This window comes from Spirochaeta cellobiosiphila DSM 17781 (assembly GCF_000426705.1).
Lineage (GTDB): Bacteria > Spirochaetota > Spirochaetia > DSM-17781 > DSM-17781 > Spirochaeta_E > Spirochaeta_E cellobiosiphila.
Genome location: NZ_KE384554.1, coordinates 609,208 through 620,512 on the forward strand (window position 1 = coordinate 609,208; position 11,305 = coordinate 620,512).

Genomic DNA, 11,305 nt, shown 5'->3' on the forward strand with positions numbered 1-11,305 from the left:
CCTTATAATTAATGATAAAAATTATTCCTGTGGCCAGCGGTAAAGGAGGAGTGGGTAAATCCTCCATAAGTTCCAATCTGGGTATATGTTTATCCAAATTAGGTAAAACGACTGTTTTAGTGGATTTAGATCTAGGAGGCAGTAATTTACACACCTTCTTAGGAGAACGTAATCCTGAAAGGGGTCTGGGGAGTTTTATCGCCCAGTGGGATAATAATAGAAGCCTGGAGAATCTAATAAGAGAAACCAGGGTTCCCCGTTTATTCCTCATACCGGGAGACAGTCTGATACCGGGAACGGCGAACCTCCCCTTCTATATAAAAAAGAAGATACTTAATGACCTAAGCCAATTAGTAGCAGACTATGTGATACTCGACCTGGGATCTGGGACAAGCTTTAATGTATTGGATTTTTTCCTGGCCTCACAAACGGGATTAGTGGTGATTGCTCCCGAGACGACTAGCATTCTTAATGCGTACAGTCTAATCAAAGGGGCCCTCTTTCGACAGCTATATCTTAGTTTTCCCGGTAAAAGCCAGGAAAGACAGGTTCTGAAAGACTTTTTCAGTCATAAACTGGAAGGATCAGGAACAAACCTCAAATCTATTGTAAAAGATATGGAAGGAATCAATCCTGCTTCTGCTTTGAAATTACATCACATTATGAGCCGTTTTTACCCCAGGGTGATCCTCAATCAGGGACGAACCGATTATGACCTCAAACTGGGAATGAAGCTACGGGAAATAGTGACACGTAATCTACAAATCGATATGGAATATTTTGCCTATCTTCCCTATGATGACCGGATCCGATTGTCCATATTAAAAAGAAACCCCCTGAGTTTATCAGTCCCGCAGGCTCCCTTTGTGGAAGTCCTGATGCAAATGGCCCAAAAGATCATCAAAATGCCTAAGGAACCATTACAAAGATACTATGAAGATGAGGATATACAGGAATTACAGCAAATCCAGAGTTTATTAGGTCAGTCCCTCTAGGGATAAGTATGACGGAAGGCTTTAACACGGCTATAAGCGGACAAATTAGCCCCATCCCTATCGCCCCGTTCCAGGTAATGGTAAGCAATCCCTCCAACCATAGCTCCATTATCAGTACACAGAGTCAAAGAAGGATAATAAGCTTCTACCTGAGGCCAGCTTTCTAATCGCTGTCTCAAATAAGAATTGGCAGCAACACCTCCTCCAGCGACGACAGTAGATAATCCTGTATCCTGGATTGCCTTTTTGAGACGTCCCAGGAGAATATCGACAGCAGTTCTTTGGAAGGAGGCCGCAATATTGGCAGGAGTCTTTTCATATTCCCGATTCCAGAATTGATCAATTTGATTGGTCACAGCATTCTTCAACCCAGAATAACTCACATTATAGCGATTATTCCCTTTATGCAGGGAGGGCTTAGGAAAGTTAAAGGCTTTAGGATCTCCTTCCTTACTAAGCTTATCTATAATCACGCCCCCAGGATATCCAAGGCCGTAGAATTTTGCCACCTTATCAAAGGCTTCTCCACAGGCGTCATCAATAGTCGTTCCCAGAACCTGGAAATCATCAAAACTGGTCACTTTGGCTATCATAGTATGGCCACCGGAAACCAGTAAGCCCAGATAGGGATACGCTATCTCCGATTCCAATTGAGGAGCGTAGAGATGGGCTCTGATATGATCAATCCCAATGACAGGGATTCCCAGGGTGGCGGCTAATGATTTAGCAAACCCCACGCCTACCAGCAAAGAACCAACCAAACCAGGTCTGTTTGTAACAGCAACGGCGTCTAACTGGCTTTGATCGATACCGGCATCCACTAATGCCTGTTTATATACACCTACTATCCATTCCGTATGTAAACGGCTGGCAATCTCAGGAACCACTCCTGAATAGGGTTTGTGAGTTTCTATTTGAGTCGCAATAACATTACTTAATATTTTTCGTCCATTTTCAACAACGGCAACTGAGCATTCATCACAGGATGTTTCAATACCAAGAACCAGCATTAATATACACTCCGTCCCAGAAGAATTTCCTGTATTTCCACAAGGGAATACCCTTCTTCTATGAGCTGTGGATAGACATCCATTAGTATATCTGCCAATTCCTGAGTCCATACATGACCAATGACGACAGCATGACCGGTTTTCTTCGCTTCTGTACGGGCATCTTCAAGAGCCTCCAGAATATAATCCCGATTCTGTTCATTATCTAAAAACACTGCTCGCTCCGCATAGGGTATATTATACTCTTGTGCTATCTGACCAATAACCGATTGACTATTAGTACGAGAATCAACAAAGAATAACCCTTTTTCTTTTAATACCTGGGCTACTATCCTCATTGTACGAGGATCGGCACTTGCTTTGGATCCCATATGATTGTTTATACCGACAATCATAGGATAGGGCAGTAAATTATCTATTAACGTTTGACGGATCGTCTCCTCAGAGTCAGCAACATGAATGCCACCGGGTCCAAGGTCATTTCCACCTAGAGCTTCCATAGGCTGATGAAGCATGGCTGTCTTACCAGCCGCCACTATAGCTTCGTAGGAATCCTTACTATGGGTCACTCCAGGAAGAATAGCTAAAGCAATTGGCCCGGGTACCTCTAAAAATGGCTTCAACTGCCATATGTTATTACCCACATCGTCAATCACAAAGGCTATCTTCGGTTTGTTATCAGGAATGGTCCTTGGAGGAACAGGTTCATCAATAACCGCAGGATCAGGTATTTCAGATGTTACCTTGTTTCGTCCATTAGGAAGTAATGATAATAGTATAATAAAAAAGAACAATTGACTTATTAGGATCAGATAAGCTCTTTTCTTTCGTTTCTTTAAAGTTAATTTACCCTTAGCTGCCACTACACCTTCAAGGTAATGGCAGCCCCTAGGGTTGGTCAATACTAATGTATCATATATTCACGTAAATCTTCGGCTTGAACTTTTAATTTTTTAAGAGCCCGGATTTCAATCTGACGGACGGTCTCAGGACTAATCCCCATTTTCTCCCCTATACATTTGAGAGTAAACTTTTCCCCGCCATAAAAACTAAAGCGGTACATGAGGATTTCCTTCTCCCTGGTCCTAAGCTTATTCAAAACAGCCTGGGTCCGTTCTTGAAGGCTCTTATGAAAGAGCTCTTCTTCTGGAGAATAGGTGTCATCTTCAAAGACGTCCATAAGGGTTCCGTTCTTCTCATTAATGGCCACATCCAGAGATATTATATTGCCAGCCAGATCCAACATCGCAGATACTTGATCTTCACTCATATCTGTGTAATCTGCTAACTCCTTTAATGTTGGTTCACGCATTAATTCCTGTGATAATTCATTAGTCACCCTCTGAATCCGCCTAATGGCTTCTTCCTTACGATGAGGGAGCCGAATAGCTCGTCGCTTATTTGATATAGCTCTCACTATGGCTTGTTTTATCCACCATGATGCATAAGTGGAAAATCTTACTTCTTTTCTAAAATCAAACTTTTCAGCTGCTTTAATTAAACCTAAATTGCCTTCCTGGACTAAATCGAGAAAACTCATATCCGGACCTATAAAGGCTTTCGCTATTTTAACTACTAATCTTAAATTCGCTTCGATAAGCTTATGCTTGGCCAATTCATCACCGGCCTGGATTTTTTTAGATAATTCTTGCTCATCGTCGTATGTTAATAAAGGAGTCTTTGCGATTTGTTCAAAATAACTCTTTAATGCATCTTCCGAGTGTTCTGTTTGATTGGTCGTCTTCATATTGGCCTCCAATACGAATACTAATGCAAATGGCGTGCCAGAAAACACAATAGGCACAAAAAAAAGTTAAACACTTAACATACAAGCATTTAACTCTCTACTATCATTTACACCATTTCTTAAAAACCATAGGCCTGTATACTTTTCTATACAGGTAACACTATGAATACTATTATCATTTAGACAGATTCTGAATATAACTTAGTTGATTATACAAAGTATCAGCTACACCGAAGTCAGCTGTATCAGCCATCTTCTGAGCATACTTATCATAGAGCATGTCTTCAAATATATCCTCTGCCATCCCTCCTTCCATCAATCCTGACTTATTAACCGTCTTTTTCATGGAATTAAGCATCTGCTTTATAAATATAGCCTCAAACTCTTTAGAAGTCTCATATAATTTTTTATTATCCCCTTTGAGGGCATGAGAATTAATCTTGGATGTTTGAATTTGAGAATATTGGAATTGTCCCATATCAGTGATTAAGCTCATTTAATTACCTCTTTAAGTTATTGGCGATTCCCAGCATAGAATCAGATGTCTGAATGGCCTTTGAGTTGATTTCATAAGCTCTCTGGGCAACAATCATGTTAACCATTTCTTTTACAACACTAACGTTAGACATTTCCAGGAACTTGTGCATAGTTTTACCCATACCATCAAATCCAGGTCGACCAGTGATAGCATCACCAGAAGCATTGGTTACCTTATACAGGTTTTCCCCAATCGATGATAATCCTGATGGATTGACAAATCGGTTTAGCTGTAACTGTCCCACAAGAAGGGGATCATCATTACCGGCGACCCTAACAGTGATACGCCCATCCTGACTAATGGACAGAGAATCCCTTTCAAAACCTTCCGGTAGAACGACTTCCGGGAGGAGGCGATATCCATTGGAGGTTACCATTTGGCCATTAGAATCAATCTTAAAAGACCCATCCCTGGTATAGGCATAGGACCCATCCATCAATCCCACTCTAAAGAACCCCTCTCCCTGTACAGCCAAATCGGATATATTACCTGTTTGTTGCAGGGAACCCTGGTTGAACATCTTCTGAGAAGCACCTACTTTAACCCCATGCCCTACCTGAATCCCCGTGGGAACGACAGTTAGTTCTGTGGCAGGGGTTCCTGCTATACGGGAAGTTTGATAGATCAGATCTTCAAACTCAGCTCGGGATTGCTTAAATCCTGTCGTGTTTACATTGGACAAGTTGTTACTGATTGTATCTATATTGAACTGTTGGCCTGTCATGCCACTGGCTGCAGTCCATAGGGATCTCATCATAATCTATCGCTCCTATAACCTAACGGCTTCGTTAATCAGTTTGTTTGTCATGGAATCTTCCGATTGGATTACCTTTTGGTTAGCTTCATACGCCCGGTTAACTTCAATCATCTGAACCATTTCCGTCACGGGGTTCACATTAGCCGCTTCAATAAAACCCTGTTGAACACCAGGTCTATCCTGAAAGGAAAAAGTTTCCGGTTCCCCGGAGTTTTCCGACTCTGCCCAAAGGGAACTTCCTTGTTTACGCAGGTAACGGGTCTGGGCAAAGTCTACAATCTTGAGTGTGTCCACCAATCCTGTATCATCCCAGTCATTTTCTTCCATAGAGACAAGTCTATTGGCATTATCCGCATAGGTTTTGTTTTCCCAAATCCTACCCTTCTTATCAACGACGAAGTTATTGGCTTTAATACTGATAGGACCATTTTCACCAAGAACAGGATAACCTTCCTTGGTTAGTAATAATCCTTCTTTACCTAAAACAAAAGAACCATTACGGGTATATCGCTCCCCTCTTGGGGTTTGTATGGAGAAAAAACCCTTGTCCTCTAGGGACAGATCGAAGGGATTCTCCGTTTGTTTAAGGGACCCCTGGGAAAAGATAGTATAGGACTCATTCTGTTCGACACCAGTTCCTAGCATACCTACAACAGGGGCCGTATCAAAGCTTCCTAAAGGGAATTTGTAAAGCCCATTATCATTGACACGTCGCATCAACATCTGGGGAAAAGCTTTGTGCACAGATTCATCCATTTTGTACCCTGTAGTATCTACGTTAGCCAGGTTGTTTGATATTGTATCCATCCGGTGCATTTGAGCTACCATTCCGCTAGCTCCTGTGTATATACCTCGAACCATAAGTCCTCCCTTATAACTGATTATCGTCTCTTCAAAAAAAACCTTAACGAAAAAGGAACAAAGAATTATACTCGGGGGATGAAACATAAGAAGTATCAAAGCCTGGAGGAAAAAATAAGTTTTTTCTACAATCTAGGTTTAGATTATATCAATGAAGTTATTATTAATTATCCCGATTATCATTTGATGCCCTGGGAAGAGAGTCCTTATTACCAAAAGTATAAAGAGGATTTTCAGGACGCTGTCCTTCGTTATGGAGATCTTATAGACGAAGGCTATGTGGCTCCTTGCAGTATTCAGGCCAATCCTGATGGAATGGGGTATGGTCTGTTCTGTGAAAAAGACATGAGAAATGGGGATCTTTTGGGAGTTTACACAGGGGTGGTTCAAGAAGCTTTAGCAGAGGTGGCTCTCAATAAAGAGAAAAGCAAGTTCACCACAGATTACGCCTGGGATTACCCGGACCAACTGGAGGGCTATCCTGAAATGGAAATCAACGCCCTCCATAAAGGAAATGAACTGCGCTTTGTGAATCATAGCTTTACCCCCAACTGCGATGTGGAACATACTCTCTATAAGGGAGTGTGGCAGCTACTCTTTCTAGCCAATCAGGATATTCCTAAAGGACAGGAGTTCTTTGTGGATTATGGAGATGATTATTGGTCTAGTAAATATCGAACACTCATCATCTAGGAGGAATGTACGTGCTGAATTTATACCCAGAGCCTCAATCAAATAATGTTAATCCCGATGCCCATCTTAAGGTAGAATCGGATAGGGAATTGGTTTTAGGCCAGAGAGGACACATTATTATAAAGGATACAGAGACGAACACCATAATAGATCGTCTTGATATATCCCTACCTCCCGGTCCCAAGGTTGGACGTAATAATCCTGAAGCTGATTACCTGAAAACATCCTATGATTATCGGCGGAAGCACCAGGCTTCTAATAAAGACACAGAACCTGGGACTTCCTCTGCCAAAAATGCCGGAGGGGATAAGGAATACCAGCTGTCCATTATAGGTGGTTTTACAGATGGCTTCCATTTCCATCCCGTGATCATTAAGGGTAAAACAGCCATTATCACTCTTCATCATAATCTACTCGAATATAACAAAACCTATGAAGTATCTATAGAAGCCTCTATTCTTGGCTTTGAAGAGGAAGGAGATATCAGCTGGACCTTTACTACCAAAAAAGATTTCCCTGATTTGACTAAGGGTCGGTTAATCGTAGATGGATCAGGTCAAGGTGACTTTGACACCCTCCAGGGAGCCCTGGACTTCATCCCTGATGAACACCCTCAAGAAGTTAATATCGAAATAAAAAAAGCTGAGTATGATGAGATCGTCTACTTCCGTAATAAAGCAAATATTAACATCAAGGGAGAAGAGAGGGAGAAGACCATCATCCAATACGCTAATAACGAAGTCTTCAACCCCCATCCCTGGATGGTTAAGACCAATGAAAAGAAAGGTACCTTTCCCTCCCGTAGAGCAACCTTTAGTGTAGATCATTGTCATCACATCCACATAGAAAATCTGACCATACAAACTCTACTTAAAGGACAGGCAGAAGCCCTCCTTCTTAATGGAGAACATATCACAGTCAAGAACTGTACCATCATTGGTTCAGGTGACGCCTTACAGGCTAATGGTAGTGTCTATATGGAAAATATTCACCTGGAAGGAGATGGGGATACCATCCTTACCAGAGGGGCGACTTTTATAAAAGATAGCCACATCATATCAACAGGTCCTTTTATCTGGCCCCGTAATCCCAAGGATAATCATGGGAATGTCTTTGTGAATTGCCGTTTCACGGCGAGACGAAAAGAATATGCGGTTATAGCCAGAGCTCCTTATAATAAAAAGCCTGTCTCCTATCCCTATGCAGAAGTTGTCCTCCTGAATTGTACCCTGGATCAAATTGATCCCAAGGGTTGGGGGATTTTCGATGGAGAAACCTCCCATGTCCATCTTTGGGAATACAAGAGCAAAGATCCACAGGGAAATCTAATAGATACAAGTGAACGTATGCACTACTCCCGTCAACTGGATGAAGGGAAGGATAAGGAGCTTATTGAGAAGTATAGCAATCCTGAATTTGTGTTGGGTTGGGAATAGAATTTATCATTATCAAGATTCCCAATGCAACAATAAAACATTGACCACTTATATTTTGTTCAGAATCCAGTTCTTGTTGCTTCCTAATAATAAGGGAAGATATTTGGTGAGTAAGAGTTTGTTTTAAGCACTCACAGTTGTGCCCATAAGAATTTGTCAATTGACAGTGGAGGAATTTGACAGTTGAAGAATTCTGTCATTGTCAATTGAGGATGGGGCCAGGTGACAGGCTAAAATTGTCCGGGTGACAGGCTAAAATTGTCCGGGTGACAGGCTAAAATTGTCCGGGTGACAGGCTAAAATTGTCCGGGTGACAGGCTAAAATTATCCGGGTGACAGGCTGGAATTCTGTCACTGTCAATTGGGGTTGAGGGATTTAGACAGTTGCCCCTTAGGAAATTATCGTTATATCTTTATCATCTCCTGTGCAGTCATTTTTATGTTATAATAGGAGCGTATTTCTTCAAGCTCCTCTTCAAGGAGATTAATAATATTAAATCCTTTCGCATATACGGCAACATGTCTGCATCTCTCCTTTTCTAATAAGTCATTTATCAAATCCCATGTCTTTACAGACACATGGGATTTAACAAGCTGGAGTGAATTCTCTTTATACTCCCATGAAGCAAATGCATTATGTGTTACCTTCAAAAAATAAGGATCTTGTTTCTGAGGGTCTGGTGTGTAAAGATTGCTATATAAAGAAATAGTCGGCCAGTTGTGTTTGAAGGTGCACCAATGATATATAATTAACTCATCATTATGCATTTCAATGGCATCAATATCAGGCCATGTTTCCGGATTTTCTGTGTCAAATTGAATTATATCATAGTCTGGATCACAACTTCAGAATCAGGTTTATAGTTTAAAATATCTTTCCATAAGATATTCTGGTCATTGCCTGAAACAGTTTCAAGAATAGTTATCGGTAGAATAGACTGAAGAAAGACCGGATTTCCAAAAACAAGTTTATAGTTTGATAACAGAGCTCTTTTGTAAGTATCGGTAAAAAAATTAAGTAATTGTGCTGGTATATTTTCTCCATATGCAATGACAGCAGAGACTAACAATGTATAGTCGATATTAAGTATCTCATCACGAGAGGCATTTTTGTACGTGCTCAAATTTGAAATAAAGTGATCAACGTCGTTTTTTATTTTATGCCTTTCTGTTACTACATTAATCCAGCTCACTCGAACCTCTCGTAATGACCCCAATGACTTATGAAGTATTACATTATTGTATATCCACATCCATCTTATTGCAAGTTCTTGGGCATGATAGATAGATTTGAAGGGATTCAACTTTAGCCAATCATAGAAGCAATATTGTTTTTGATAGTGTACAGACGTGTTCTCAATTTCTATTGTTCAAACCATAGAATCATTCTATCAGACAGCCTCTCGTAATTTTAATTTCTACTCAATTAGGGCTTTGTCACTTATGTATCTTTTCCCTGTAGCCTAGTCTTCAGTGCATTCAATAAAATAATAGTTTGCTAATCGAATATAGGATTCTGTGCTAGGAAATATACTAACAACACGTGTTCTAGGTCTTATCTTTCTACCTATCTATTCCTGAGAGTTCATAAAATTGTCGAGAATCTTCTATTCCTGATTTTAGCCAGGCCAGAGCTTCAGGACACTTTCCCAATAATAACTTCGATAAACTTTGAATGGGGTCTGGTCCTCCACTAAACTTTAGTAGTTTTTTTTTAAGCTCTCATTAATATTAATCTTGGCCATCGAAATTCCCCTTTGGTTTTAGTTGTGTATTACCATAGTGGAGAAATCGATGGCTTCTTTCAATTATTTAAATTGCGAACTTGATTGTACGTTATCATGGTATATCGGAAAAAATTAGTAGCATAATGGTCCAAAAAGCAGGGAAACATTACAGTCTTAGTTCGTACTTGCAAAGTCTAATTTTAGTCCCAGTTATTAACAAACCAAACGCCTACTGGAACTTACTTATAATCTTTTTTATATTTTCTGAAACACATCTTTTTAAACATTTAACAGTAACACTTCTTATTACAACATTGATAGTACGCTAGATATAATATTCTTTATGCTAGGTATTACTAAACCTGATATAAATAAAGCCACCATAGCTAACATTGCGATAAAAAAAAATACGAATACGGAAATGAATAACGTATTATATAATTTCCCTAATCGTCTTGATACTTCAATTCGCTCGTTATTCTCTAATACAAACTCATATTTACCATTTTGATTTGAATGATATTTGATATTTGTACCAACTTTATCCTTTATTCGATTAAGAATTTTACTAATAATAATCGCAATAATGAAACTAACTAAAAATATAAGTAATAAAATGAAGTTCATTACTATTCTCCTCCTTATTATTCTTTTGGACCTTCAACTTGTTTTGTATCTTTCCCATCATAACCAATATCAATTTTACCGCCAACACCGGGTACAAACTCTACTTTAAAACCAAAACCTGCTTTAGGTTCTTCTGATTGTCAAATGTCATTTTTCGATAGCTCATAAATACTCCTATTACGCTTATTATCGTGCGCTAGGGATTTCCGGCCTCCTCTTATATTTTTCAACTCTAAGTCAATTTCTTTCATTCATTGTTTAACCTATTGTGTTGTATATAATATCTCTTTTTGAGAGACATTTTTGATCTCAGTTACAACTATCTTAGAGTCATTTAATTTCCATTTAACTGCTATTTTAGTGCCATCAGAAAGAAACTTTGTTTCCCCTTCTGGATTTTTCGTAAACATATCCTTGCTGTGACTCTTCAATTTCAAATCTGTCGTTATATTAAAACCAACATCATTTAAAATACGAACTGTTTCAGTCTTAATTTGAGGGAGGTCTTCTGGTATATCATGAAATGTTGGAAAAAACAGTGTAAACAAACTACCTATTAAAAACATTGGAAGAAGTAAAACGAAAAACCCTCTTTTTAGCAAGCTAATTGGTCTTAATTTATTATTCTCTTGAGACAAACTTCTTTTCATTACTAAGGTTCTCCTTTGTTATTAACTAATATAGCTTAGTAAGCTCAACACTAACCTACCCAATGTTAAGTCTTATTTTGTAAATTTTCATGTTATATCTATTCTGATAGATATAACATGCCTATCCCAAATAAATACTTCGATAAACTTTGATTGAGGTCTGGTTCTCCAATAAACTGTAGTAACATTTTTTCCAAGCTCTCATTATTATTACTCTTGGCCATCGTATTTTCTCCTTTGGTTTTAGTAGTGCATTACCATATT

The 11,305-nt window shown here is 39.3% G+C and carries 14 protein-coding genes; 3 read left to right on the forward strand and 11 right to left on the reverse strand.

The window, feature by feature from the left end; translation table 11 throughout:
• Positions 1–11 precede the first annotated feature (11 nt).
• Positions 12–995, forward strand: a complete 984-nt coding sequence (locus K345_RS0109640) for a nucleotide-binding protein (RefSeq protein WP_028973974.1) — start codon at positions 12–14, stop codon at positions 993–995.
• On the opposite strand, the gene tsaD is transcribed toward K345_RS0109640, so the two are convergent.
• The 6 genes from tsaD to flgF all read right to left on the reverse strand — a co-directional run bounded on the left by tsaD (position 992) and on the right by flgF (position 5,908).
• On the reverse strand, positions 992–2,005 hold the full coding sequence (gene tsaD / locus K345_RS0109645) for a tRNA (adenosine(37)-N6)-threonylcarbamoyltransferase complex transferase subunit TsaD (protein ID WP_028973975.1): 1,014 nt from the start codon (positions 2,003–2,005) through the stop codon (positions 992–994). The genes K345_RS0109640 and tsaD overlap by 4 nt on opposite strands.
• Positions 2,005–2,868: a divergent polysaccharide deacetylase family protein gene (locus tag K345_RS20555; RefSeq protein WP_211227873.1), complete on the reverse strand. Its 864-nt coding sequence runs from the start codon at positions 2,866–2,868 to the stop codon at positions 2,005–2,007. Before K345_RS20555 ends, tsaD begins: the two co-directional genes overlap by 1 nt.
• Before the next feature lie 41 nt (positions 2,869–2,909).
• Positions 2,910–3,752 carry a sigma-70 family RNA polymerase sigma factor gene (locus K345_RS0109655; protein ID WP_028973976.1) on the reverse strand — a complete coding sequence of 281 codons (843 nt, stop codon included), beginning with the start codon at positions 3,750–3,752 and terminating at the stop codon, positions 2,910–2,912.
• 175 nt (positions 3,753–3,927) lie between these two features.
• Positions 3,928–4,248, reverse strand: a complete 321-nt coding sequence (locus K345_RS20560; protein WP_053228194.1) for a rod-binding protein — start codon at positions 4,246–4,248, stop codon at positions 3,928–3,930.
• A gap of 4 nt (positions 4,249–4,252) precedes the next feature.
• Complete coding sequence (gene flgG, locus K345_RS0109665) at positions 4,253–5,047, reverse strand: flagellar basal-body rod protein FlgG (RefSeq protein ID WP_028973977.1); 795 nt, start codon at positions 5,045–5,047, stop codon at positions 4,253–4,255.
• Positions 5,048–5,059: 12 nt separating this feature from the next.
• Positions 5,060–5,908, reverse strand: a complete 849-nt coding sequence (gene flgF, locus K345_RS0109670) for a flagellar basal-body rod protein FlgF (RefSeq protein ID WP_028973978.1) — start codon at positions 5,906–5,908, stop codon at positions 5,060–5,062.
• 78 nt (positions 5,909–5,986) lie between these two features.
• Between flgF and K345_RS0109675 the strand changes: the two genes are divergently transcribed.
• Positions 5,987–6,601 (forward strand): SET domain-containing protein-lysine N-methyltransferase, encoded by a 615-nt coding sequence (locus tag K345_RS0109675; RefSeq protein ID WP_028973979.1) that lies wholly within the window; start codon positions 5,987–5,989, stop codon positions 6,599–6,601.
• An 11-nt stretch (positions 6,602–6,612) separates the two neighbouring features.
• Positions 6,613–8,037 carry a pectinesterase family protein gene (locus tag K345_RS20565; protein ID WP_211227874.1) on the forward strand — a complete coding sequence of 475 codons (1,425 nt, stop codon included), beginning with the start codon at positions 6,613–6,615 and terminating at the stop codon, positions 8,035–8,037.
• Between the two features lie 405 nt (positions 8,038–8,442).
• Here K345_RS20565 and K345_RS0109685 read toward each other — a convergent pair whose 3' ends face one another.
• The 5 genes from K345_RS0109685 to K345_RS23660 form a co-directional block, all read right to left on the reverse strand.
• Entirely contained in the window at positions 8,443–8,688 is a 246-nt protein-coding gene (locus K345_RS0109685; RefSeq protein ID WP_156888364.1) for a hypothetical protein, read from the reverse strand.
• A gap of 170 nt (positions 8,689–8,858) precedes the next feature.
• The gene (locus K345_RS20570) at positions 8,859–9,230 is read right to left on the reverse strand and encodes a hypothetical protein (protein ID WP_037571716.1); all 372 of its coding nucleotides are present in this window, start codon (positions 9,228–9,230) and stop codon (positions 8,859–8,861) included.
• Between the two features lie 840 nt (positions 9,231–10,070).
• A complete protein-coding gene (locus K345_RS0109695; protein WP_028973982.1) occupies positions 10,071–10,391 on the reverse strand; it encodes a hypothetical protein in 321 nt (106 codons plus the stop codon).
• Between the two features lie 263 nt (positions 10,392–10,654).
• Positions 10,655–11,041, reverse strand: coding sequence for a hypothetical protein (locus K345_RS0109700; RefSeq protein WP_028973983.1), 387 nt, complete (start codon positions 11,039–11,041; stop codon positions 10,655–10,657).
• 98 nt (positions 11,042–11,139) lie between these two features.
• Entirely contained in the window at positions 11,140–11,265 is a 126-nt protein-coding gene (locus K345_RS23660) for a hypothetical protein (protein ID WP_281169314.1), read from the reverse strand.
• Positions 11,266–11,305: the final 40 nt, after the last annotated feature.